This window comes from Dermatophilaceae bacterium Soc4.6, assembly GCA_039889245.1.
Lineage (GTDB): Bacteria > Actinomycetota > Actinomycetes > Actinomycetales > Dermatophilaceae > Lapillicoccus.
This window is the reverse complement of sequence record JAZGVH010000002.1, coordinates 1,989,847-2,012,127: the sequence shown is the minus strand read 5'-3', so window position 1 is coordinate 2,012,127 and position 22,281 is coordinate 1,989,847. Positions and strand designations below refer to the sequence as shown.

Below are 22,281 nucleotides of genomic sequence, written 5' to 3'. Positions count from 1 at the left end.
CGTGCGCAATCGAGGGCGTTGATCGCCGGCGCTGGGGCGTCCCGGTGGAGGTTCGCCTTTCTCCATCGGGCATCAGTGCGGCTTCTCAGAGCATGGATCCGAGGTCGGATCCGACGGTGGGGTAGGCCGCAGTCGCGGACTTGAGCTGGCGGGTGGTGAGGCCGACCTTGATGGCCAGACCGAGGGTGTTGATCAGCTCGCCGTACTCGGGTCCGAGGAGGTGAGCGCCCACGATCTTGTCGGTTGACTGGTCGATGAGGATCTTCGCTGCCGCGGTGGTCTCCCCGATCCGGTAGTTGGAGTACCAGCCGCTGGTGTCGGAGTAGCGCACGGCGAGGTCGATCCCGGCGGTGCGGGCATCGGACTCGAGCATGCCGACGCGCGCGAGCTCGGGGATCGTGAAGACCGCCGTCGGGATGCCCGCGTAGTCCGGGGTTGTGGTGGTGTCCTTGATCATGTTGGACGCGGCGACCTTGGCCTCGAAGACCGCGACCGGGGTCAGCGGCATCCCGTCGGTGTCGGCAGAGTCCCCGGCGGCCCAGATCGCCGGGTTGGTCATGTTCTGCAGGTGGTCCGCGACCTGGATGCCGCGCTCTCCCCACTCGACGCCGGCGGCGTCGAGACCCAGGTCGGCGAGGTCGGCGACCCGTCCCGCGCCGTGGACGACCAGGTCGGTCTCGATCCTCTCGTGGGTGCCGGCGTGCTCGAGAGTGACCTGGTAGCCACCTTCGCAGGGCTGCACGTCCACGATCGTGGTGGTGCGACGCAGGTCGATGCCGACCTGCTGGCCGCGCTGGACCAGGAGCTCGACGAGATCAGGGTCGAAGCCCTTCAACGGACGCTCGCCACGGTCGACAATGACCGGCGAGCTGCCGGCCCGGGCCGCGATATGGGCGAACTCGAAGGAGATGAAACCACCGCCGACGAACACGATCCGGGCCGGGAGCTCATCGAGGTCCAGGAAGTCGGTGCTGTCGATCAGGTGCTCGTGACCCGGGAAGTCCAGGGGGCGGGGTCGGGCGCCGGTGGCCACCAGGAAGCGATCCGCGTCGTAGGAGACGCCATCGATCTCGAGCTGGCGTGAACCGGTGAACCTGGCGTGGCCGTGCAAGGTGGTGACGCCACTGCTCGTCAGCCCGTCTTCCATGTTCTGGGGAAGCGGGTCGGTGAAGCCGTGCTTGTGCTTCATCAGGTCGGCCCAGTTGATCGAGAGGTCCACGTCGTCGATGCCCTTGCCGCGCATCAGGCGTGCGCTGTCGATGATCTCGGCTCCTCGACGCAGGATCTTCTTCGGATCGCAACCCCGCAACGCGCATGTGCCGCCGTAGGGGAGGGCATCGACGATGGCCACCTGCCACCCCTGGGCTGCGCACTTGTTCGCGGCCGCGACACCGGCCATGCCGGCGCCGATGACGATCAGTTCGAAGTGCTGGCTCATGGGTGGTTCTCCCTCTTCGTCGCGGTGGTGCTGATGTCGGCGGTGCCGCCTGTGGTCTGGGCGGTCCCTGCATTGATGGATGCGGCCGCTCTTGACTGTTGACAGGACTTGTCATGTCGTCGGCCTCGGACCACTCGTGCCCACCCGAGGGGGGCGAGCACGAGGCCGAGCCCGATCAGGGCCCAGCTCTGCAGTGACCATCCGGCGATCGCGCCGGCGACCCCCAGCGAGAGCAGGACCGGGAGGCCGCAGCAGAGTCCGAGCGCTCCGGCGACTGCTGCGACCGGCGCGATGGTGGCGCTCCGGTCACGCATCGTCGAGGACCGCCTCTGCCCGGGTGTTGACCAGATGATGAGTCACGCGAGAGCCGGGGCGCTCTGCGCCAAGGGCGGTCAGCCATTCGTCCGCGACCATCCGGTTGGGGCAGTCCTCTAGGTAGAGGAGGGTGATGTCCATGCCCGCGACGCTAGACCTTGATCCGCGGTGCAAGGTCAAGTCGTAGGGTGAGGTCATGCGCATCGGAGAGGTAGCCGTCGCGGCGGGCGTGCCTACGCAGACCATCCGCTTCTACGAGCGCCGGGGTTTGCTTCCCCCACCGCTGCGGGGCCCCAACGGGTACCGGGAGTACGACGCCTCGGTCCTGGGACGGCTTGCGTTCATCCGCAGCGGGCAGGCAGCGGGCCTCACCCTGGTCGAGGTCGCCAGCATCCTCGATCTGCGCCGCGAAGGCGCTGTTCCGTGTGCCCACGTACAGTCGTTGCTGGCGACGAAGCTAGGTGACGTTGAGGCGCGACAGCGCGAGCTGGCCGCTCTCGAGACGGAGCTCAGGCAGCTCCTCGGTCGTAGTCGGCTGCTTGACCCAGCGGACTGCACCGACCAGCAGATCTGTCACATCATCGCCCCGCCAGACTGACGTGCCGCCGGCCAGCGGTCGAGCCGAGTCGTGGTGGAGTGTTGACTGATGCGGGTGCCCTGGGTCAGAGACCCGTCCTCCCCGGCGCGGCTGACCGCGACGTTCCTCGTGCTGTGCTGACCGTGGTCGAGGATCGAGGCGAGGTCGGCCCAGGACCTGCTCGATCGCGGCCAGGATCGCAGCCTCGTTGTTGACCACCTTGCTCGACCACAGCCTCGAGCCCGTCTGGTCGATCAGACGCACTCAGTGGTGGCCCCGTCCCGACGTCGATACTCGCCCAACCCCGGGCGACCCGCCGATGCACCTGCTCCGTGGTTCGAAGGGGGTTGCCCTACCTGATGGCCCGGGAGCCACCCCGCCCGCCGTATCCGTATGCAGCGACCAGAACGCCCAGCTCACGGATGGGGGCTCAGGTCTGCCTCCGAGGTGCCGAATGGGTCGGTGGACCAGCTGAGGGGACGACGATGAGGACCACGATTATCACGAGTAGCACGAGTAGTTCGAGCACGCCGGTGACGGGTCAACGTGCGGCTGACTGCGGCGACGACCGCGACGCCGCGACCTTCGCGGCCGAGGGGGCCCGGCTGGCGGCGTTGGCACGGTACGACGTCCTCGACACCGCACCGGAGGAGGCGTTCGACGACCTGTGTCAGCTGGCGGCGCAGCTGTGCGGGACGCCGACTGCTCTGGTCAGCCTGGTCGACGAGGGCCGGCAGTGGTTCAAGGCGCGTCTCGGGTTGGACGTGTGCTCGTCCGACCGGGACATCGCCTTCTGCGCGCACGCCCTGGACGGCCAGGACGTGCTGGTCGTCCCCGACGCCACCGCCGATCCCCGCTTTCGCCACAATCCTCTGGTCACGGGCCCACCGCACATCCGGTTCTACGCCGGTGCCCCTCTGATCACCCCTGACGGTCTCGCGCTGGGCACCTTGTGTGTCATCGACACCATCCCCCGCCAGCTGGACGGGCAACAGCTGGGTCAGCTGGCGGTCCTGGCACGCCAAGTCATGACCCAGCTGGAGCACCGGCGCCAGGCTCAGGCACTGGCGCTGGAGATCGCGGCACGTGAGGTCGCCGAGACGGCCCACGCTGCGACCCGGCGGGTGCTTGACGGGGTTCTCGAGCACACGGACGTCATGGTCTACGTCAAGGACGCCGACGGCCGGTTCCTGTTGGCGAACGGGGCCCTGTGCTCGGTGATCGGCAAGTCCGCCGCCCAGGTGCTTGACCACACCGATGCTGACCTCTTCGGAGCCGAGGAGGCACGAGTCTTCCTGGAGAACGATCGAGCTGTCGCGACCAGCGGGAGTCGGCAGGTGCTGGCCGAGACGCTGACTCATCCCGACGGGTCCGTGCACTCCTATCTGTCCACGAAGTTCCCGCTGCGCGACAACGACGGGCAGGTCTACGGCGTCGCTGGTGTCTCCACTGACGTCACCGAGATCACGCAAGCCCGGACCGAGATGGCCGAGTCGAAACAACGCTGGAAGAGCCTGGTCGAGAACAGTCCGGTCGCCGTCGCTGTCTACGGGGCCACCGACCTGCGGTTCCGCTACGCCAACGAGCCCGCCGCCCGTCTATACGGCGCCGAGTCCGCGCGCGAGCTGATCGGCCGCAGCTTCCTGAGCCTCTTCGCTGACGAGCACCGCAGCGCGTACCTGCGCCGACAGGCCTCCATCCTCGTCGGTGAGACCGTCCTGGCCGCTGAGGCCACGATCCACGGGGTCGATGGGTGCCTGAGGGACGTCGAGGTCAACGCTGGCCTGGTCACCTGGAACGGTGAACCCGCTGTCCAGGTGGAGATGCATGACATCACCACACGAGTAGCGGCGGCCAAGGCGCTCCGCGCCGGCGAGGACCGGTTCCGGGTGCTGTTCGACACCGCACCGATCGGCATGATGGAGGCGCTTCCGGACGGGACCCTGTTGGCGGTGAACCCGACGTTGTGCACGATCCTCGGCTACCAGGCGCACGAGCTCATCGGGCGCCCACTGTCGATGGTAGTCGACCCGACCGACCATGCGCCGATGGACGCCGCTCTGAGCACGCTGCTCGGTCACAGCGCACCGACCAGCTCCAGCGTGCAGCGGATCTACCGTCGCAAGGACGGCACCGCCCTTCCGGTGTTGCTGGGCGTCAACTCGGTCTGGGACGCCGACGGCCGGGCGCTGCGAGGCGTCGGAACCGTCGTGGACATCTCCGCCAGGGTGGCGGCTGAGGACCGACTCCGCGAGACCACCGCCGAGCTCGCCCGCCGACAGGCGTTCACCGACGCACTGCTGGACACCGTGCAGGTCGGCATCGTCGCCTGCGACGCCGACGGGCACCTGACGACGTTCAACAACGCCGCGCGCACCTGGCACGGCGTCGACGCCGACACCCGCCTGGACCCGACCGAGCTGGCCCGTCACTACGACCTGTTTCACGCCAACGGGACGACACCGCTGCCCATGGAGCAGATCCCGCTGCTGGTCGCACTGCGCGACGGCGTGGTCAAGGACCTGGAAATGGTGATCGCCCCGAAGGGACGTCCGGCCACGCGGGTGCTGTGCACCGGTCAGGTGCTGCGCGACGAGCACGGCACCGTCCAGGGTGCTGTCGTTGCCATGCACGACGTCACGGTGCTGCGCGCCGACGAGCAGCGGCTGCGCGAGCACGCCGCGTTCCACGATGGCGTCCTCGCGGCCAGCCCCGACCTGATCTACCTCCTCGACCCCGTCCAGGGCAGAAATTTGTGGAGCTCACGCAACCTGCTGGACATGCTCGGCTACACCACTGAGCAGGTCCACGCCCTTGGATCCAGCATCTACGCGACCTTGGTGCACCCCGACGACGTGCCGCGGCTGCGCGCGTCGAACGTGGCCGGTGCTGACCTCGCCGACGGGCAGGTCGTCTCCATGCGCTATCGGGCCATGGCCGCTGATGGTGGCTACCGCTGGCTGTCCAGGCGCGCCACGCCCTTCCGGCGGGATGATGAGGGCCGTATCACCCAGCTGCTGGCCATCGCCCGTGATGTCACCGACCTGGTCGAAGTCGAGGAGCGACTGACCAAGGCCGCCCTGCACGACCCACTCACCGGCCTACCCAACCGCACGCTGCTGACCGACCGCCTCGAGCTGGCCTTGCGTCGCTCCGCGCGCACCGGGACCAGCGTGGCGATCTTGTTCTGCGACCTCGACGGGTTCAAGAACGTGAACGACACCGCCGGTCACGCCGCCGGTGACGCCGTCCTGCGCGCCACAGCCGACCGCCTGCGTGGCGTGCTTCGCCCCCAGGACACCGTCGCCCGAGTTGGCGGCGACGAGTTCGTCGTCATTCTTGAGGCGGCCGCAACCGCAGGCAGACTGGACGACGAGTTAGCTAACGACCCCCTGCCGGGCACCCCAGGCGGCGGCGCACCCGACGCCGTCACCGCCTCGTACCGGGAGGCCGTCGCGATCGCCGGCCGGATCAAAGCAGTGCTGGCCCAACCGGTCGCCATCCACGACCACGAGCACATCGTCACGGTCAGCATCGGCCTGACGTTCGGTCGGGCCGGTGACGACCCTGAGGAGGTGCTGCGCGACGCCGACAGCGCCATGTACAAAGCCAAGTCACGCGGCAAGGACCGACACGAGATCTTCAGCACCAGGTGAAGCGCCTGTCAGTGTCGGGGTGGCTCACCGGTGGCTGGCTGGGAGACTACGCGCCCGAATCATGCGCGCGGGCAGACGATGCGGTGTCGACCCGTACGGGATCCACTCTCAGAACCAGAGGCGAACGGGTTGGAGACCGGTGAGCCCGTCGAGGAGCGCAGGCTCGCACTACGGCGCGGGGTGCGTGTCTCAAGAGCCCGTCAGGTCACCCACGGCTGCAAGTACGTGATCGCGTAGCCACTGGGAAGGGCGGTCGCCGTCTAGACGGCGGTGCCACCGCTGGTCGACCCGCACCTCGGGCAGGGTGAGCGGCACCTCGTGCGCTCGGATTGGGACACCGCGGGATGCCAGCTGGTGAGCCAGCACTCGGGGCACGAGCGCGATGACGTCTGGCTCGAGGGCTTGGAGGGCGGCTGCGGCGTAGGTCGGGACGACGGCGATCACTGTCCTCGGGCGACCGAGCTCCTCGAGTGCGTCGTCGAGGGGGCCGCGGCTGAGGCCGCGGCGGGACGCGGAGATGTGCGGGTAGTCGCAGAGGTGGTCGATCGTGAGCTGCGGGGCGCGGCCCATGGTTGAGTCCGCGGCAACCAGGGCGACGAGGTGGTCGACGAAGAGGCGTCGCACGGCGATGTCAGGTGTCGTCGGCACCTCGGCGCCAACGTCTAGGTCGATGGTCCCGAGCTGCCCGCCGATCCGCGAGCACGCCCCCGATCGTGAGGCAGGGTCCTCGCGTGCGTCCAGCGTCAACCGGATGGCGCGCTCCCGAAGCTCGTCCGGGTACTTCCGTGGTGCGGCCACACAGACCTCCGAGGGTTGATGGTGTCCATCAAACCCGGTACGAGACACTGCTCGACTCCACTCGCGTTCTGGGCGCCCCCATAGCAGACGTTGTGCCAACGTCCAGCAAGGACGTCGAACATGCTGTCCTATGGGACGCCTCGCTGAGCACCGCAGTGCACTTCGTTCGGCGCGGCTGCTGACGGCTGTCTATGCGCTGGCCACGGTCGTGTCCCTGTCGCTGACACTGTTCGACTCCAAGGGGACCAGCAGTTCGTGGGCGGCGATCTTCGGTCTCCTCAACGTCCCGGTCGGGCCGACCTTCGTCTCCGTGGTTGTGCTGGCGCTCGTCACTCGGGCCCTCCTTGGCCGCAAACGCATCGGGTTGTGGCTGGTCGCCCTGTTTCAGCTCGTCGCCATCTACCTCGGGGTCACCGAGCTCGCGCCGGCGACCAGACTGCCCCTGGCCGAGCTGTGGGAGGCTCGGGGTGACGTCGGTCGGGGGCTCGACGTCGTGGCCATGCTCGTCGCGCTGGTCGTCCTGGGGTGGCTGACCCGGCTCCGTCACGAGTTCACCGGGCGGGTCACGCCTGGGTCGTGGTGGCTGTCCCTAGGGGCACTCGTGGCGGGGTCGGTGGTGACGCTAGGGGTGGCTTGGGTGCTGCTGGGCGTCGTCCATGCCTCCCGGTCGCAGGTGAGCCTCGTGGTCGGCACCGTCCTCGCGGTGTTCGGCGGTGTGAGCCGGCGGTCCCTGGTCGGCGTCCCGGTGTGGGTCATTGATGTAGTGGCCGTCTGCGCGGCGGCCACCATCCTCGTCGCGGTGGTGCTCTTTCTCGCGTCCTCCCGGTCGTCGAGCAGGTGGTCACCGGACCGCGAGGTGGTCCTGCGTCGGCTCCTGGCCGAGCACGGTGCGGACGACTCCCTGGGGTACTTCGCCACGCGTCGTGACCGGGCGTCGGTGATGTCTCCAGACGGTCGTGCAGCCGTGACCTACCGTGTCCACGCCGGCGTCTCGCTCGCGGCGGGAGACCCGGTTGGTGACCCGGACAGTTGGCGGGCGGCCATCATCGCCTGGAGGGCGGAGGCTCGCCGTTACGGCTGGTTGCCCGCCGTCCTGTCGGCGAGCGAGTCCGGAGCGCGAGCGTATGCCGCCACCGGGCTGCGCGTCCTGCTGCTCGGCGACGAAGCCCTCCTCGATCCGCGCCAGTTCGACGTGCGGCGTGCCTCGCTCTCCGGTGTGCGACGAGCGGCCAAACGGGCGTCCCGGGCGGGCCTCGTCGTTCAGGTGCGCCGGCAGCAACAGCTGTCATCGGCCGATCTGACCGAGATCAGCGAGCAGGCCCACGCCTGGCGGGCTGGTCACCCCGAACGTGGTTTCTCCACGGCCCTCGGCCGGACGGCCGACACTGCCGACACTGCCGACGCTGACGTCCTCTACGGCACGGCGACCGACTCCGATGGCCACCTCGCCGGAGTCCTGTCCTTCGTGCCCTGGGGGCGCTCCGGGTTGTCCCTCGACGTCATGCGTCGCTCGCCGTCGGCGCCGAACGGGGTGACCGAGCTGATGGTCACCACGCTGATGGCACGGGCAGCCGACCTGGGAGTCGTGCGGATGTCGCTGAACTTCTGCATGTTCCGGCGTGTCTTCGAGGATGCCGAGCTGATGGGCTCACGCTCCCTCACCCGACTCAACGCCTCGGTGCTCGGGCTCTTCGACCGATTCTGGCAGCTCGAGCGTCTCTACCGATCCAACGCCGGGTACGAGCCGACGTGGTCGCCACGGTTCCTGTGGTACGACGATGCCGTCTCGCTGCCTCAGGTGGCGCTGGCCGCCGGCATCGCCGAGGGATTCCTTCCCTCACCGCGTTCCACCATCGGTCGCGGCGGTGCGCTGGATGCCAACCACCTCGCCCATATCGTCACCCTCGGCTCACGCAGACAACGGGCCGCTGTCCTGACATCCATTCGGGAGACGCTGGCGGATGCGGGCTTCCTCGAGATGGAGACACCCATGCTGCACAGCACCCATGGTGGGGCAACCGCACGGCCATTCCGTACGTTCAGCAACTCCTACGGCGTCGACCTCTCCCTACGTATCGCCCCGGAGCTCTACCTGAAGCGCCTGCTCGTCGGTGGTCTCGGGCCTATCTACGAGATGGGCCGTAGCTTCCGCAACGAGGGGGCGGACGCGACCCACAACCCAGAGTTCACGTCGCTCGAGGTCTACCGGCCCCACGCCGACTACACGACGATGCGACAGCTGACCGAGCGGATCATCACGCAGTCCGCGATCTGCATACACGGCAGGAAGGCGTTGCCGATCCCTGCCATCGGTCGAGGACGCACCGGCTCGGAGGGTGTTGATCTCGTCGACATCAGCGCGCCGTGGCCCGTCGTGCCGGTGCTGGACGCGGTGTCCCGGGCCATCGGGCGGACGGTCACCCTGGACACCGACATGGACGTGCTGATGGGGATTGCCGGCGAGCACGGCGTCGTTGTCCATTCGGCGATGGGCCCGGGTGCCGTGATCGAGGGACTGTACGAGGAGCTGGTGGAGCCGGTCACGATGACGCCCACCTTCTACACCGACTTCCCCGTCGAGACCTCACCGCTGGCCCACCGCCATCGTTCGGCCCCAGGTCTCGCGGAGCGCTGGGACCTCGTGATCGGTGGCATGGAGATCGGCACGGCCTACAGTGAGCTCACCGACCCCGTGGACCAGAGGGCGCGACTGACCGCGCAGTCCCTCAAGGCAGCAGCAGGTGACCCGGAGGCGATGGAGATCGATGAAGACTTCCTGATGGCACTCGAGACGGGGATGCCCCCGAGCGGGGGTCTGGGTATCGGCATCGACCGCTTGGTCATGGTCTTGACCAACACCTCGATCCGGCACGTCCTCACTTTCCCGTTCGTGCGGCCCGCCCCGTCGGACCTGCGTGCTCGGGTGGTGTCGACGCCGTGGCACTGACCGACACGAGTCTCCTCGTGCTGCTCGCCGTCCTCGGGCTCGTGGTCTTCGGTGCCATCGTCGCCGGGCTGCCCCGTCACGGCCCACCCGTGTGGCGCGGCGTCGGACGCGCGACTCAGGTGCTGATGCTCAACGTCCTGGTCGTCGCGCTCGCCGGCGCGGCGCTCAACGACCAGTACCTCTTCTACTCCAGCTGGGGCGACTTGATCGGGTCGCGCTCGCCCTCGCTCCAGGAGCATCGAGGTGGCACGCCTCCGGCCGGTGTTGCCGTGACGGTGCCCGGTCCCGGATTCACGGGCATGACGACGCCAGCGCATTTGCCACCACTGCCTTCGCCGGGCTCGCGCCTGCAGACCTACACGGTCGAGGCCGCGCACTCGAAGGCGGGAGGCCAGGTGCTCGTCTCCCTGCCGGTCGGGTACGACGCCACGTCGCCTCGGGTCTACCCGGTCATGCTGGGGCTGCACGGCTTCCCCAGCGCACCCGCGTCATTTCTCGGGCTCCCGTTCGTGAGCTCTGCCGACACCCTCACGCGTCAGCACGAGCTCGCCTCGTCGATCGTGGTCATGCCGCGCATCGACACGCCTGCCTCCCTGGACACCGAGTGCGTTAACGGTGGTCCTGGTCAACCGCAGACCGACACGTGGCTCGCCCACGACGTCCCGGCGTGGGTGGCCCAGCACTTCAGAGCCAAACTCTCCCGGAGCGCGTGGGCGGCGGTCGGCTACTCGTACGGCGGGTGGTGCGCCGCCTCGGTGACCATGCGTCACCCCGACGTCTTCGGCGCGGCCATTGTCATGCAGGGGTACTTCCGACCTGACTTCAGCCCCGGTTACGACCCCCTGACCGGCTCGACTGCGCCAGGCTACGACCTGGTGCGGATCGCCCGCACGACCCCTCCGCCCGTGGCGATCTGGGTCCTCGCGTCGCGGCAGGACAGCCTGTCCTATCCCACGACGTCAGCGTTCCTCAGCGCGGCTCGAACCCCCCTTGACGTTACCGGGACTGTCCTCGCAACGGGTGGCCACCGTGGCTCGGTCTTCTCCCCGTACATTCCCGCGGCCATGCGCTGGCTCGGTCAGACCCTGCCCGGGTTCCGTGGCTGACCACGGCGGGCGGTCCCGTCGACGCTGGTCCGTCCTCGGTGCTGCCCTGCTCGGGCTCGCGGGCCTGCTGACGATCATGGCAGTGGTCGTCACGACTCGTGCCGCCCCCGGCTCCTCGCGTGCGCCGAGGTCCGCGGCGACGGCCGCTTCGACGACGACGGCGGTCGGCGACGTCAGCACCCTGGTCGCGCTGGGCGACTCCGTGCCTTCGGCCGACACGTGCGGCTGCCGGAGCTACGTCGCCCAGGTCGGTGACCGCCTCGAGGCGGCGACGCACGTCCCCTGGGTGGTGCACAACGACGCGACGGGTGGGTGGACCACCGCCGACGTCGAGTCCGACCTGAGAGATCCCACGACCCGGACCCACCTGGCCCAGGCCGACCTCGTCCTCATCGAAGCAGGCGCGAACGACCTCGACCTTGGCCGCGTCGACGACTCGTCGTGTGCACCGGTGTCCACGTCGAGCTGCTGGACGTCACAGATCAACGGCATCCGCGACGGCCTCATCCGCATCATCGACGGAATCCACCGTATCGATCGCCGACCCGACCTGCGGATCGCTCTGGTCGGCTACTGGAACGTCACCCTCGACGGTGCGGTCGGCCGGGCACGGGGTCCCAACTTCGTGACGGGAAGCGACCAGCTGACCCGACTGGTCAACACCTCGGTCGAGCACGTGGCGACCACCTCGGGGGCCGTCTACGTGGACGCCTACACGCCGCTGAAGGGTGAAGCGGACACACGTGACCCCACCCCAGACCTCTTGGCTGATGGGGACCACCTCAGTGCCAGCGGCCATACCCTCCTGGCGGGCGCCGTCATTCACACCCTGGGGCTCGTCGGCGCCATCGCGGCCTGGCCGGGAGGAGGCGGATGATCGACACACGCGGGCGTCTGGTCGTCTTGTGGCGTCGGTGATGAGCCGGCGGTGCAGTTCTGGGATGGGCATCTGGATCTGACGGGTGAGGTCTGTGTTGCGTTGGCAGCTCTAGCTCTTGGTGGACGCCGTCGTTGCCCCAGTACTTCTGATGGCCTGCGGGTCGGGGACACCAATCGGTCGGACCGCTCACAGGTTCTCCCTCTGACCTGATGACGGCCCACAGCGATCGCGGACACTCCGGTCAGCCCCACCTACGTGCGGGCCTTCGCCGGATGGGTCGACGCCGCGTTCATCCTCGACGTCGTCAGCCGATGCGTCGTGGGGTGGCAGCTGTCGGCCTCACCGCGCACCGACCTCGCCCTCGACGCACTCAACATGGGCCTGCGGACCCGGCACCACGGGCACGACACGACCGCTCTGATCCGCCAGTCCGACCATCCGTCAACAGGAGTCCAGTACGTCGATATCCGCTACACCCAGCGTCTGGCCGACGCCGACGCTGTCGCCTCGGTCGGCACCACTCGGTAACGCCCCGGCGGCACTCACCGAGGAGTTGAATGAGCGGCAGGCACCGCCGCCCACAGCACCCGGGAGTCGAGATGGGCAACAACCCGCGCGTCGCACCGCCATACGACCTGAGCCCTGAGCACACCGTCCTGCTCGGCGTCGACTTCCAGCTCGGCTTCAGCGACGGCGGGTGGGAGCACACCCCCGACGCCCCCGCAGCGGTGGCCAACTTCATCAGGGCCGCCTCGAGCTGGCGCACCGCCGGGGGCCGGGTCATCCTCTGCCGGGAGATCTACTACCCCAGCGACTACCCCGGTCCCGACGGTCAGCCGGTCGCGGAGGTCGTCGCGCGTCACCCCCTGATGTCCGGCCGCCACAACGCCGAGTTCTATCCCGGCCTGGTGGAGTCGGGTGACCTCGTGATGCGCAAGACGGGGTTCTCCGCCGTCGCGGCCGGCAACCTGCTCGAGATCCTCGACGAACACGGCTGGGACACCGTGGTCATGGGTGGGCTGACCACCCCTATCTGCGTGGGCACCACCTCCGACGGGCTGAGCATGGCCGGCGTCAAGGTGGTCATCCTCGACGACGCCTGCGCCTCCCAGCCCTTCGACGGGTTCTCGGCGCAGGACGCCCACGCCTTCGCCATCGCCCGGTTCCGATACCAGTTCGGGCAGACGATGACGACCGAGCAGTTCGACGACTATGCCCAGGGGCTGGCCGCCGCCTCGTCGGCACCTTAGTGCAGCCGTCGAGCTCCGACCGGGAGGAGCGGCCAGGGAGGTGGGACGTCGACCGGCAGCGCCCACGCCGCCGCAGCGAGCGGAAGCAGGTCCAGGAGTAGCGGCTGGGCACGAAAGGCCACTTCAGCGCCGCCCAGCAACGGCGTCGCGGAGGCATCGACGTGCACACCCCCCTTGACTTCCCTCTTCGGCCCGAGGACCGTGGACAGCGCAGGGGACCTGCACCACGAGGAGGTCCGATGAGGCGTGCCCGCCGAGTGCTGTGTCTCGTCATCACCCACCGCTGGCGCAGGGACCGCCAGCCCGACGGCAGGGTGCTGCTCACATGCCGCACCTGCGGCAAGGTTGATGCCGTCGATTCGGACATGGGCGGCCGCGGCATGGGGTGGGCGTCGCTCGGCTGACTGGAGCGGTCCAACTGCCCTGCCCCCGGACGACAGTGAGTTCCCCGGTAGTGGTGGAGAGCCAGTGGTGACAACCTGATCGGTCGCCCACGGATCGTAGGAAGTTTGCAAAGTTGGCGCAGGCCAACCGATCTGCTTGAGGAGGATGTCATGGCGTCACGCGGCAAGCCCCTGTTGTGCAGGACGAAGATTCACCACTGTTGGGAGGTCGCCCGGACCCCGGACGGCACCCGGTACGAACGCTGCGCCCGGTGCCTCAAGGAGCGGCCGGACGGCCTCAGCCCCGGCGCCAAGTCGCAGATGGGGATCGGTGGGTACCTGTAGCGGCACGTGTTCGTGCCGGTCGGAGGAGGTGGCTGGTGTCGTTATGGATCGGTGTGGCCGTCGTGATCGTCATCGCCCTCGTCTGGGGTCTGCTTGCGGCCGTCGCCGCCACCGTGGCCGACCGGGTGACGGGTCAGACGCCCGGGGGAAGACCCGGGACAGCGGGCAGCACGAGCAGTACCCACCTCCCGGGTGGGGCGGCGGCGGCTGAGCGGGGCGGCGCGAGGACCCTCCGCCATCCATGGCCCGCCACCCGCGCCGACCCGAGCACACGCTGACCCGGCCGCGACCGCGCGGCCTGCGCTGACCCGCTACTCATGCACCCGTGGGCGGCTGGGGTCGTCACCCACCGGTCCGGTACCGACGGGGGCGGGTCTCCAGTTGAGTTGAGCCATAGGGTGACGGCGCGTAGGACGACACCGGCGCGGTAGGTCTGGGCGGGCTTGTCGTAGCGGGTGGCCAAGATCCGCCACTGCTCGAAGGTGGTGAACCGCGCTCGACGGGGTTGCGGCCCTTGTACGCGGCCGGGCCGAGCGCGGGCGGGCGGCCACTGGCCCCGGAACCGCCGACGGCGTGGTGGCCGACGCTGTCGACGTTGCCGCAGATGCCGCCGACGCTCTGACAGACGGGAGATGTCACGTCACCCGGTGGGAGCGTGGCACCGCGGTCCGGCACTACTCGAGCATGGCAGCATCCGCTTTGAGTCAACCTGGAGTGTGTCGCCAACACCCTTCGGGGTGGAAAGGCGCCTTTCAGGTTTCCTTGACGGCCCGTTGGTCCCCTGCCAGCCTTCTGAGATGGTTGCGCCGTCGCAGAACAGGGAGCCAGGCCAAGAGGTTCGTCGTCGGGGCCGCCTCACCTGTCGGCTGCACATCTGGCATCGGTGGAGGACCCACCGCTACCCCAACAGTACGGAGGCCGGTGGGAGGTTCCAGGAGTGCCTCGACTGCGGAAAGCAGCGCGACGTGCCGATCGGGGTCGGCATGGTCTGACCTTCGTCCCTGCCCGTCCTGCTTCTGCTCGCTGCCCTCGTCTCCGGTAAGGCCGTCCTCGGGATCGACAGCATCGCCGTGCTCGTGCTCTACGTCGTCGGCGTCCTCGGACTCGTCGTCCTGCGCCAGTAGAGCCAGGGGGACCACCCCGGCCGTTGCCGGTCCCGACCCCTTTGGGTCGGACTCGGGCAGGTCCGGGTGTGTCCCACGACAAGGGCGACTTGACCAAGAGGCCTCGGCGCAGCAAGCGACGTCAGCGACGATGATCGACAACGAGGTGGCGTGTCACGACCTGGACCATCGCCCGCGCCACGACCGGTCTGCGCTCGCCGCCGCTGCTGCCCCCGCAGCACCTCCTCGAGCTGGTGGTCGACCGACACCCGGTCCCCGACCCGGTCTGGGAACCAGCCCAGCAGCACCGCGTTCCAGTCGGCTAGGTCGGCCTCCCACATCAGGTCCTGGTGGTCACTGGTCGTTCCACCCACGGGACAGGTTCATCGGCTTGGCCCGTGATTGTGACCTCAACCGCCGCGTGAGTCGGCACTAAGGTCAACCCAGTCGGGTCGGTCAGCGCATGTTTCCCGTGTGGCCCAACGAGATTCGTCCCGGCTGTGGCCACACCAGCAGGCCGTGGGGCCCGCTGTCGACCGGGATCTTGTGCGTGACGGCGCCGGTCCGGGTGTCGAACACGTAGACGACAGAGCTGTACCGGCCAGAAAGCCACAGCTCCTTCCCGTCGGCGGATACGCCGCCCATGTCGGGGGAGCCGCCACCCGGGATCCTCCACCGTGTTGTCTGGGCCAGGGTGGTGGCGTCGAGCACGGAGATCGTGCCCTCGTCCCGGTTGGAGACGTAGACCTTGCTCGCGTCACGGGAGAAGTAGATGCCGTGAGCGCCCAGGCCGGTGTGCAGGAAACGGGAGACGGTGAGGGTCCGCGCGTCGACCACCCAGATGCCGTTGCGGAGCATGTCGGCGCAGAGGAAGTACCGACCGTCGGGGCTGAGCCGCACGTCCTGGGGCATGGCCGACGCACCCGGTTCGAGGGACCCCGCGGGCCCGCCCTTCGAGCGTGCCATCTCGGGGTCGGTGGCGCCGGGGGTCGCGACCGCGTTGAGGTCGATCCTCTTGACGACGTGGGTCAGGCCGGGGTCGATGGCCACGAGCGTCCCGGAGAACTCACAGCTGGCCACCATCGTGCGTAGGTCGGCGCTGAAGTCGCCGTGGTTGACCCCGGCGCAGCCGACGGGCACGTCGCGCACCGCCGCCATCGTGTGGGCGTCGCGGATCTCGAGCGCCTGTGCCCGCTCGGCCATGACGATGGCGTACTTCCCGTCCGGGGAGAAGTAGAGGTTGTAGGGGTCGAAGACGTGGATCGGTGTCCCCAGCGCACCCGTGCGCGGGTCGATCGGGGTCACCGTGTCACCGGTGTCGCTGTTGACCCACAGGGTCGACAGGTCGTGCGACGGCACGACGTGCTCCGGGGACCGGGCGACCCGGTGCCGGCTGATGACCTGGTACGTCACCGGGTCGATGACCTGGACCGTCCCTGCCACCTGGCTCGGGACGTAGACCAGGGGTCGGGCGGAGCGGGCCGCGCCGGTGAGCATCCCAGCGCCGTCGGCGGCGTAGGGGGCGGGGTTGCGATCTTCGGAGTTCTTCGTGGTGGGCGCCGGCGTCGCCGGTGCAGGGATCGTGGCAGGAGCCGCCGCTGCGGGGTGGTCCGCGGTGGGTGACCCCGCCCGGGACTGGCAGGCCGCGACGCCCGCGGTGACGGCCACGACGACGGACGCGAGCACCGTCACCGTACGGCGACGCCGTACCGCCATCGTGGTCATGCGACACCGTGCAGGAGGTCAGGGACGGTCACCGGCTGCAGCTGCGCCCCGGCCAGGGCGTCGAGGATCCGCGGAAGCGCTGCGATGGTGTGTCGATGCCCAAGGTGGAGGCTGATGATGGCTCCAGGATGCAGCGCGGCGGTGACCGTGGCGACGACGGCGGCGGCCCCGGGGTCGGTGTAGTCGAGCGAGTCGAGGTCGTACGAGATGCTCCGGGCGTACCCGGCCGCGAGGGCGGCGGCTCGGATGGTCGCGGTGCTGCTCGGGGTGCCGGAGGGGCGGAACAGCGCCCCAGCCGTGCCGACGGCTGCGGCGACGGCGTCGGCCCCGCGACGGACCTCGTCGGTGGCTGCGGCCAACCCGAGGTGGGTCAAGGTGGGGTGGCTCCACGTGTGATTGCCGAGGGCGTGGCCGGCGGCGACGATCTCGCGCCCGATCGAGGGCGTCGCGGCCAGCCAGCTCCCGACGGCGAACACCGTGACCCGGGCTCCGCGCGCGGCCAGAAGATCGAGCGCGGCGTGGGCGAGGGTGAGGTCACCGGCGCCGTGGAAGGTGAGGGCGGCCCTTGGTACGGTCGCCGGCCCGCTTCGAATGTCGGCCCCGGGAGTCGTGAGGACGGCAGGCGTTGCGGAGGTGGCCGGTGTCGACGCGTGGACCGCAGCCGTCGCCGACGCCCCGTCCGGCCCGGTCGGATTGGAAGGCGGTGGAGCCGTGGTCGTGGGGGGAGGCGCCGGAGGAGTACTGGCGCTGCTGCAGGCCGTCGCGGTGAACGCGGCGCCGGCGAGCAGGCCCGAGACGACCGTCCGACGCGGCACCGAGGAGGAGGAGGGGTTGGAGCTCACGCATCGAGCATCCCACCACGCGCCGCTGCTGCTGCGACACCGCTCCGCAGAGCACAGGGCCAACGCGCGGGTATGCCTTCGCCCCCGGCCCTCCATCACCCCCCTGCCCCCCTGGCGCTCCCGGGGCCGGGTTGCCGAGAACACTGACATTGATCAGCATGTGGGCGAAGTGGAGGTGCAGCCCGTCCTCCGGGAGGGCTTCCGAGGAGGACGGCTTCAGCGCCGTTGGTCGTCACAGAGCGGCGACCCCGGCGGGCCGCCCGACGCGCGTGAGGTGGGTGCGGGTTGAACCGATGCGTGGGAACGGGCCCACCCGGGGCTGATCCCGCGGATCTCATTCGGACGCATCAGCTTTCGCGACGGTCTTACGGGAGACGACCTCACCTGCGTCGTGTGGGTCAGCCACGATCCGCGGGGCCCCGAGCATCTCGGCCATCCGCCCCAGACCCGGCAGGCTCCGCTCACACCGGGTGACCCCGGCGCCTCGGACCGTCGTCGCACGCGGGCCGCTGATGGTCTTGGGGGTGACGATCGGCGCCGAGCGCCCCCAGCTGCGGGATCGGGTCGACCGCGGCTCCTGACTGGTGGGGCCGGCTGTCCCATCAATCCTGTTGCACGGACAGCGTCGGGCTGTGATCCGAGGACAGGAGGGTGTCCCGTCCTCGGCGAAGCTGCCCCGGGGTAGTGCCGCGACGGCGCCTGAGGAGGGTGCCGAGGGTGGTGGCGTCCTGGTAGCCGACGGCGTGGGCCACTGAGGCAATGCTCAGGTCGGTGGTGCGTAGCAGTGTGGTGGCGCGTTCGAGGCGTACCTGTTGGATGTAGCGCACGGGGGTCATGCCGAGCACGGTCGCGGTGAGACGTTGCAGCGTGCGTTGGCTCACGCCCAGCTGTCGGGCCAGCTGGGCGACCTCAAGGGGGCCGGCGACTCCGTGACGGACCGCTCGGTCGAATGCGGACAGCACCGGGTCGGTGACCGGGAGGAGGGCGGGACGCATGACGCTGCTTTGGCGGGGTCGCTCTCCGACGGCGAGGTAGTCGGCGGCGGCGGCACTGAGGGCGGGGCTGGCCTGACGCACCAGAGACAAGGCGAGGTCGAGGTGGGCAACGGCGGCGCCTGCGGTGGTGACGCCACTGCTGACGACGAGGGTTTGTGACTCGTCCAGCCGGACGCGGGGATACCGGGCCCGGAAGGTGGGTGCCAGCCACCAGCTCGTGGTCGCGTCGCGGCCATCCAGGATGCCTGCTTCGGCCAGGAAGAACGTGGCGCTGCACGCGCCGGCTGTGTTGGCGCCTCCCTGGTGCGCCGCCCGCAGCGTGGCGACGACGCTGTCGGCTTCGACCGCGGTGAGGATCTGCTCACTGGTGAGCAACCCGAGCGAGGGGGCAATGAGGACGTCGGGTGGGTCGTCGAGTGCCGCCGTCATCGGCTGCGCGTCGACCGTGAGCCCGTAGGCGGTGCGGATCTCGTCCTTGGGGGCGTGCAAGGTCACCACGAAGCGGTCGACCTGCTGGTCGATCTGCTCGGCGAGCAGGTTGGCCACGGCGAAGACGTCACGCATCAGAGCCAGCCCTGAGTCACCGACACCGTCGACGATGAGCAGCCCAATCCGCATGTCGCAAATGCTAAGCCTTTTGTCGACCTGGCCAGACCACCCGCGCCAGATTCAGGCGCACCCTTTCTCGTAGACGGCAACGGGGTCCATCAGGGTCCTGAGGGGGGCGTCGAGTTGATACGAAGGAGTGTCATGACTGAGGTGACGGCCCACTCGGGTCTGCTGAGCACGACCAAGGTGCACGTCGAGGACAGTGGCGGATCCGGGCGTCCGGTGGTGCTCATCCACGGGTGGCCGTTGTCGGGCGCGTCCTGGTCCGAGCAGGTCGGCGTGCTTCAGGCTGCTGGCTACCGCACGGTGGCCTACGACCGGCGCGGCTTCGGAGCCAGCGACAAGCCGCATGGCGGCTTCGACTACGACACCCTCGCCGCCGACCTGAACAGCCTGTTGAACGAGCTCGAGCTGACCGATGTGACCCTGGTGGGCTTCTCCATGGGAGGCGGGGAAGTCGCCCGGTACGTCGCCACCTACGGCGAGGAGCGCGTCCGCAGTGTGGTGTTCGCCGCGGCGGTCCCGCCCTACCTGGCCAAGACCGACGACAACCCGGACGGCCCGCTCGATGACGAGACCGCGGGGCAGATGAAGAGCGGCCTGGAGAACGACCGCGACACCTTCTTCGACCAGTTCACGACGCAGTTCTATTCCGTCGGGGATGAGCTGAAGGTGAGCGAGCAGCAGCGTCAGGACGCGATCGTCCTGTGTCAGCAGTCCGACCAGCGCGCCGCCTTGGGGTGCATGCAGGCGTTCGCGACGACCGACTTCCGCGACGACCTGGCCAAGGTCACCGTGCCCACCCTGGTCATCCACGGTGACGGAGACGGGGTCGTGCCGTTCGACGGCTCCGGCGCCCGCACCCACGCTGCGATACGCCAGTCTGAGCTCGTCGTGCTCGCGGGAGCGCCGCACGGCTGCAACGTCAGCCACGTGGCGCAGTTCAACGAGGCACTGGTGAGCTTCCTCGCCACCTGAGAACGTCCGCGTCCAGCCGGCCCCAGGAGGGGGGCGCCAATCCGGTGGTCTCTGTGACACCGACCTCGCTCGACCGCATCCGCGGCCGGGTGTTTCACGTCCTTTACCCCGGCCGCGCCCAGGTGGACCTGTTCAAAGGAGAACAGATGAAGCGCCTAGTGGCAGTGGGCATCTCGATCGGCATACTCGCCGGTCTGTTTACCTGGTTCGCGTTCGGCGTCCTGACGCAGGTCGGTGACTGGAAGACACCACTGGTGGTCTGGGTCGGGTTCGCCGCCTGTGCCTGCTTCTACGCCGTCGGCGGTGGTACCACGGGGTTGGTCACGAACCTCGGCTCGGCAGTCGCAGGACTCTCCTCGGGCCGGCCGGGTAGGACCGTGTGTGCCGGACCGCCCGCCTCCAGCAACCTCATCACCCTGACGCGCCTGCCGTGTCAGCCGCACGAAGTCTTCACTCACCCACGAAAGGACCACCCATCATGACCCTCGACGTTCCCGACACCCGCCGGCTCGCTCCCGCGGCCGACCCGTCGACCGCCGCCCAGGTGCACCCGGACGACGCCACGCTCTACGAGCGTCTCGGCGGCTGCTACGGCATCGCCGGTGCCGTCGACATCCTGGTCGACAGGCTCTTCAAGAACGTCCGGGTGAACGCCAACGCGCAGGTCCACGAACACCACGGCAACAGCGCGAACGCCGCGGGCTACAAATTCCTCGTCACCGCATGGTCCATCGAGGCTACCGGGGGCCCCTCGTGCTACATCGGTCACGACATGACCGTCGCGCACGAGCACCTCAGCATCGACCAGGACGGGTTCGATGCCGTCTACATGGAGATCAAGTCCACCCTCTTCTACCTCGGCGTTCCCGCCGCGGAGACCGACAAGTTCATGAACATCATCGAGCGCTACCGCTCACAGGTCGTCTCCTCCTAGCCCTTGTCGCTCAGGGTCGACGTCGCCGTGGCGACCGACAGGGGAGGCTGGCGGGCCTTCGTGGCCCCGCAGACCGAGGACGAGCGCCACCACGCCCACACGGGGAGGACGACGGTGGCCGCCGTGGCAGCGATGCTGCTGCGGCGGCCACCGAGCCGACTCACGTCGGCCATCAGTGGGCTCAGGCCGCGACGCGGCGACGACGAGCCGCGACGACGCCGGTGCCCGCCGCACCGAGCAGGGCCGTGCCACCGAGCGCGGTAAGCGCGCCGTTGGTGCCGGCGGCGCCGCCCGGGCCGGTGGCCAGGCCACCGGTCGGAGCGGAGGTCAGCGCGCCACACAGGGCCGGGTCGGTGGCCACGGTGGGCAGCGACGGGTCGAGGTCGCTCTTGGTGGTGCCGGGCGTGACCGTATGCTGCCGCGCCCGTAGGAGATCCTGCCGGCCGCGGCGGTGTCGAAGCGGTCGATGGCGAGCCCGCCCTGGGGCTGATGTCACCGAGGTCACCGAGGTCACCGAGGTCGACGCCGGTCCAACCCGGTCGAGCCCACAGTCTGCTCAGTGATCGGGGTTGCCCAGGAGTGAGGACCGGAGGCGTATCGCCGACCACGTCGTCCTTCACGGTGAGGATCTCGAGGTCCGTCAGGACGGCAAGCCATCAGAGGGGGGTCCCCCTGCGCTGCGTGAGCGTGCGGTCTCAGGCAGCTCCTCGCGCGGGGTAGTGCGCCTTGTGCGCGAACTGCAGGCCGGCGATCACGTCGTGGAGGGCCGGGCGGCCGAACGGCATCGAGGACACGTTGCTCCAGTACAGGGTCCCGTCTGCGTCGAGGACGAACATGCCAGGCTCGTTGAACACCGGCGCCTCGCCGTCCTTGATCGAAGTGGAGACGAACAGGCCCCACTCGCGCGTGGACACCTCGCTGAGGCTATGGGCTACCGGCAAGTCACCCAGGTGCCACTCCTGCACCAACTGGGCGCTGCGGTCGGGTGTCTCCATGCTGACCGCGAGAACCCGGCCCACTCCGGCCTCACGCAGGTCGCCGAGACCTCGATCGAGTTCAGCGAGCTGCTTGCGGCACACGGGGCAGTGCAGCCCGCGGAAGAACACCACCAGCGAGAAGCGTCCGTCGGCGCCACTGCCCAGCGCCAGGTCATCGGTGCTCCCCCCGCCGGTGAGCGGCAGCGACAGCGCGGGTGGGGTCTGCGTCGGGGTGAGGGTCATACGCGAGGCAACCGCGGCGACCGCCGCGAGCATTCCGAGGACGTCCTGACGACCTCAGAGATCGCCGCCCACGCGGCTGGAATGAGCACCTCGTGAATATGACGTGGCAGCGGCTTGGGGTGGCGGCCCAGAGCCGCTTCGCTCGGCCGGAGAGGTGGGCTGCGTACACGCCCGCGCGTC

The 22,281-nt window shown here is 69.2% G+C and carries 21 protein-coding genes and 1 pseudogene; 12 read left to right on the top strand and 10 right to left on the bottom strand.

Features of this window, described 5'->3' with window-relative positions:
• Positions 1 to 85 precede the first annotated feature (85 nt).
• Both V3N99_09270 and V3N99_09265 read right to left on the bottom strand, forming a co-directional pair.
• Positions 86 to 1,438 carry an NAD(P)/FAD-dependent oxidoreductase gene (locus tag V3N99_09270; GenBank protein ID MEO3936934.1) on the bottom strand — a complete coding sequence of 451 codons (1,353 nt, stop codon included), beginning with the start codon at positions 1,436 to 1,438 and terminating at the stop codon, positions 86 to 88.
• A 306-nt stretch (positions 1,439 to 1,744) separates the two neighbouring features.
• Positions 1,745 to 1,894 carry a hypothetical protein gene (locus V3N99_09265; GenBank protein MEO3936933.1) on the bottom strand — a complete coding sequence of 50 codons (150 nt, stop codon included), beginning with the start codon at positions 1,892 to 1,894 and terminating at the stop codon, positions 1,745 to 1,747.
• Between the two features lie 55 nt (positions 1,895 to 1,949).
• Between V3N99_09265 and V3N99_09260 the strand changes: the two genes are divergently transcribed.
• Both V3N99_09260 and V3N99_09255 read left to right on the top strand, forming a co-directional pair.
• Positions 1,950 to 2,351 (top strand): heavy metal-responsive transcriptional regulator, encoded by a 402-nt coding sequence (locus tag V3N99_09260; GenBank protein ID MEO3936932.1) that lies wholly within the window; start codon positions 1,950 to 1,952, stop codon positions 2,349 to 2,351.
• A gap of 512 nt (positions 2,352 to 2,863) precedes the next feature.
• Positions 2,864 to 5,986 carry a PAS domain S-box protein gene (locus tag V3N99_09255; protein ID MEO3936931.1) on the top strand — a complete coding sequence of 1,041 codons (3,123 nt, stop codon included), beginning with the start codon at positions 2,864 to 2,866 and terminating at the stop codon, positions 5,984 to 5,986.
• 189 nt (positions 5,987 to 6,175) lie between these two features.
• Here the strand turns inward: V3N99_09255 and V3N99_09250 are convergent, their stop codons facing one another.
• On the bottom strand, positions 6,176 to 6,784 hold the full coding sequence (locus V3N99_09250; GenBank protein ID MEO3936930.1) for a LysR substrate-binding domain-containing protein: 609 nt from the start codon (positions 6,782 to 6,784) through the stop codon (positions 6,176 to 6,178).
• A gap of 130 nt (positions 6,785 to 6,914) precedes the next feature.
• Here V3N99_09250 and V3N99_09245 point away from each other — a divergent pair, with 130 nt between their 5' ends.
• From V3N99_09245 to V3N99_09215, 7 genes are all read left to right on the top strand, one after another.
• Positions 6,915 to 9,731 carry a phosphatidylglycerol lysyltransferase domain-containing protein gene (locus tag V3N99_09245; GenBank protein MEO3936929.1) on the top strand — a complete coding sequence of 939 codons (2,817 nt, stop codon included), beginning with the start codon at positions 6,915 to 6,917 and terminating at the stop codon, positions 9,729 to 9,731.
• On the top strand, positions 9,722 to 10,837 hold the full coding sequence (locus tag V3N99_09240) for an alpha/beta hydrolase-fold protein (protein ID MEO3936928.1): 1,116 nt from the start codon (positions 9,722 to 9,724) through the stop codon (positions 10,835 to 10,837). Before V3N99_09245 ends, V3N99_09240 begins: the two co-directional genes overlap by 10 nt.
• The gene (locus tag V3N99_09235) at positions 10,830 to 11,714 is read left to right on the top strand and encodes an SGNH/GDSL hydrolase family protein (GenBank protein ID MEO3936927.1); all 885 of its coding nucleotides are present in this window, start codon (positions 10,830 to 10,832) and stop codon (positions 11,712 to 11,714) included. Before V3N99_09240 ends, V3N99_09235 begins: the two co-directional genes overlap by 8 nt.
• Positions 11,715 to 11,972: 258 nt before the next feature.
• Complete coding sequence (locus tag V3N99_09230; protein MEO3936926.1) at positions 11,973 to 12,245, top strand: hypothetical protein; 273 nt, start codon at positions 11,973 to 11,975, stop codon at positions 12,243 to 12,245.
• A 29-nt stretch (positions 12,246 to 12,274) separates the two neighbouring features.
• Positions 12,275 to 12,967, top strand: coding sequence for a cysteine hydrolase (locus V3N99_09225; protein ID MEO3936925.1), 693 nt, complete (start codon positions 12,275 to 12,277; stop codon positions 12,965 to 12,967).
• Positions 12,968 to 13,206: 239 nt separating this feature from the next.
• Positions 13,207 to 13,371: a hypothetical protein gene (locus V3N99_09220; GenBank protein ID MEO3936924.1), complete on the top strand. Its 165-nt coding sequence runs from the start codon at positions 13,207 to 13,209 to the stop codon at positions 13,369 to 13,371.
• A 359-nt stretch (positions 13,372 to 13,730) separates the two neighbouring features.
• Positions 13,731 to 13,973 carry a hypothetical protein gene (locus V3N99_09215; protein MEO3936923.1) on the top strand — a complete coding sequence of 81 codons (243 nt, stop codon included), beginning with the start codon at positions 13,731 to 13,733 and terminating at the stop codon, positions 13,971 to 13,973.
• A gap of 110 nt (positions 13,974 to 14,083) precedes the next feature.
• Here the strand turns inward: V3N99_09215 and V3N99_09210 are convergent.
• The 4 genes and pseudogenes from V3N99_09210 to V3N99_09195 all read right to left on the bottom strand — a co-directional run bounded on the left by V3N99_09210 (position 14,084) and on the right by V3N99_09195 (position 18,978).
• Positions 14,084 to 14,244: pseudogene (locus V3N99_09210) on the bottom strand (IS5/IS1182 family transposase).
• A 1,010-nt stretch (positions 14,245 to 15,254) separates the two neighbouring features.
• Positions 15,255 to 16,523 (bottom strand): hypothetical protein, encoded by a 1,269-nt coding sequence (locus tag V3N99_09205; GenBank protein ID MEO3936922.1) that lies wholly within the window; start codon positions 16,521 to 16,523, stop codon positions 15,255 to 15,257.
• The gene (locus V3N99_09200; protein ID MEO3936921.1) at positions 16,520 to 17,365 is read right to left on the bottom strand and encodes a polysaccharide deacetylase family protein; all 846 of its coding nucleotides are present in this window, start codon (positions 17,363 to 17,365) and stop codon (positions 16,520 to 16,522) included. The genes V3N99_09205 and V3N99_09200 overlap by 4 nt, the downstream gene beginning before the upstream one ends.
• 602 nt (positions 17,366 to 17,967) lie before the next feature.
• Positions 17,968 to 18,978 carry a helix-turn-helix domain-containing protein gene (locus V3N99_09195; protein MEO3936920.1) on the bottom strand — a complete coding sequence of 337 codons (1,011 nt, stop codon included), beginning with the start codon at positions 18,976 to 18,978 and terminating at the stop codon, positions 17,968 to 17,970.
• 132 nt (positions 18,979 to 19,110) lie between these two features.
• On the opposite strand from V3N99_09195, the gene V3N99_09190 reads away from it, so the two are divergent.
• The 3 genes from V3N99_09190 to V3N99_09180 are packed head-to-tail and all read left to right on the top strand — an operon-like array spanning position 19,111 to position 20,881.
• A complete protein-coding gene (locus V3N99_09190; GenBank protein MEO3936919.1) occupies positions 19,111 to 19,947 on the top strand; it encodes an alpha/beta hydrolase in 837 nt (278 codons plus the stop codon).
• A 53-nt stretch (positions 19,948 to 20,000) separates the two neighbouring features.
• The gene (locus V3N99_09185) at positions 20,001 to 20,429 is read left to right on the top strand and encodes a DUF1097 domain-containing protein (GenBank protein ID MEO3936918.1); all 429 of its coding nucleotides are present in this window, start codon (positions 20,001 to 20,003) and stop codon (positions 20,427 to 20,429) included.
• Positions 20,426 to 20,881 (top strand): group 1 truncated hemoglobin, encoded by a 456-nt coding sequence (locus V3N99_09180; protein MEO3936917.1) that lies wholly within the window; start codon positions 20,426 to 20,428, stop codon positions 20,879 to 20,881. Before V3N99_09185 ends, V3N99_09180 begins: the two co-directional genes overlap by 4 nt.
• On the opposite strand, the gene V3N99_09175 is transcribed toward V3N99_09180, so the two are convergent.
• From V3N99_09175 to V3N99_09165, 3 genes are all read right to left on the bottom strand, one after another.
• Entirely contained in the window at positions 20,878 to 21,054 is a 177-nt protein-coding gene (locus tag V3N99_09175; GenBank protein MEO3936916.1) for a hypothetical protein, read from the bottom strand. The genes V3N99_09180 and V3N99_09175 overlap by 4 nt on opposite strands.
• Positions 21,055 to 21,062: 8 nt before the next feature.
• A complete protein-coding gene (locus tag V3N99_09170) occupies positions 21,063 to 21,242 on the bottom strand; it encodes a hypothetical protein (protein MEO3936915.1) in 180 nt (59 codons plus the stop codon).
• Between the two features lie 334 nt (positions 21,243 to 21,576).
• The gene (locus tag V3N99_09165) at positions 21,577 to 22,101 is read right to left on the bottom strand and encodes a redoxin domain-containing protein (GenBank protein ID MEO3936914.1); all 525 of its coding nucleotides are present in this window, start codon (positions 22,099 to 22,101) and stop codon (positions 21,577 to 21,579) included.
• Positions 22,102 to 22,281: the final 180 nt, after the last annotated feature.

Excerpts from the sequence above, each read along its gene's own strand:
- V3N99_09175 (MEO3936916.1), bottom strand. The coding sequence starts at position 21,054 with ATGGCCGACGTGAGTCGGCTCGGTGGCCGCCGCAGCAGCATCGCTGCC.
- V3N99_09165 (MEO3936914.1), bottom strand. The coding sequence starts at position 22,101 with ATGACCCTCACCCCGACGCAGACCCCACCCGCGCTGTCGCTGCCGCTC.
- V3N99_09180 (MEO3936917.1), top strand. The coding sequence starts at position 20,426 with ATGACCCTCGACGTTCCCGACACCCGCCGGCTCGCTCCCGCGGCCGAC.
- V3N99_09205 (MEO3936922.1), bottom strand. The coding sequence starts at position 16,523 with ATGACCACGATGGCGGTACGGCGTCGCCGTACGGTGACGGTGCTCGCG.
- V3N99_09195 (MEO3936920.1), bottom strand. The coding sequence starts at position 18,978 with ATGCGGATTGGGCTGCTCATCGTCGACGGTGTCGGTGACTCAGGGCTG.
- V3N99_09270 (MEO3936934.1), bottom strand. The coding sequence starts at position 1,438 with ATGAGCCAGCACTTCGAACTGATCGTCATCGGCGCCGGCATGGCCGGT.
- V3N99_09245 (MEO3936929.1), top strand. The coding sequence starts at position 6,915 with ATGGGACGCCTCGCTGAGCACCGCAGTGCACTTCGTTCGGCGCGGCTG.
- V3N99_09220 (MEO3936924.1), top strand. The coding sequence starts at position 13,207 with ATGAGGCGTGCCCGCCGAGTGCTGTGTCTCGTCATCACCCACCGCTGG.
- V3N99_09190 (MEO3936919.1), top strand. The coding sequence starts at position 19,111 with ATGACTGAGGTGACGGCCCACTCGGGTCTGCTGAGCACGACCAAGGTG.
- V3N99_09225 (MEO3936925.1), top strand. The coding sequence starts at position 12,275 with ATGAGCGGCAGGCACCGCCGCCCACAGCACCCGGGAGTCGAGATGGGC.
- V3N99_09260 (MEO3936932.1), top strand. The coding sequence starts at position 1,950 with ATGCGCATCGGAGAGGTAGCCGTCGCGGCGGGCGTGCCTACGCAGACC.
- V3N99_09265 (MEO3936933.1), bottom strand. The coding sequence starts at position 1,894 with ATGGACATCACCCTCCTCTACCTAGAGGACTGCCCCAACCGGATGGTC.